Source organism: Oxynema mangrovii CENA135 (assembly GCF_016632315.1).
GTDB lineage: Bacteria > Cyanobacteriota > Cyanobacteriia > Cyanobacteriales > Laspinemataceae > Oxynema > Oxynema aestuarii.
Genome location: NZ_JAEOXH010000011.1, coordinates 1 through 613, shown reverse-complemented (window position 1 = coordinate 613; position 613 = coordinate 1). Strand labels below are relative to the sequence as shown.

At 53.8% G+C, this 613-nt stretch carries 1 protein-coding gene; it reads left to right on the top strand.

What is annotated here, in order from left to right:
* Positions 1-613 (top strand): HEAT repeat domain-containing protein (locus JJD41_RS24505; RefSeq protein WP_200670491.1); only part of this gene is annotated, 613 nt, incomplete at both ends.

Below are 613 nucleotides of genomic sequence, written 5' to 3'. Positions count from 1 at the left end.
AAATCGCCCCAGGGAACCCCCAGGCGATCGCCGCCTTAGTGGAAATCTTACGGGATGCTGGTGCTGATGATGACACCCGTTGGCTAGCAGCCCAGAGTTTAGGGGAAATCCTCACCACACGCCAACACTATGCAGGGGTCGTCTCCGCCTTAAAAGACTGCCTCAGCGGTGAAGTTTATCAAAACAACTTTAGGCTATTCAATCAATGCTACGAAGTCCTTTGGAACTGTGCCGAAAACCTCCCCTATCCCGACTTTTATCAAGCCTGGCATCATCCCACCACCACCCCCCATCCCGAAGTCACGGAACCAACCCCCCATAACAGCGAAACAACTTTCACCCCCATCAACCTCGCCCAAAGCCTACAAAACCAGCCCATCCTCATCCTCAACACCCAACCCCTCGCCCAGGAAACCCGGGAAAGTGAAATCGCCCTCACTCTGTGCGGACTGATTTGGAAACAAGTCTGTCCTCAGCAAATGTATCCCCGAGTTTCCACCCCTGCCGACCTATGTTATGCCATTGATGAACTCAAATTCACCCTCAATCTCCCCCACTGCGTCCTCCTCCTCACCGACTGCCAACATCCCACCCCGGAACTCATCACCTTCTG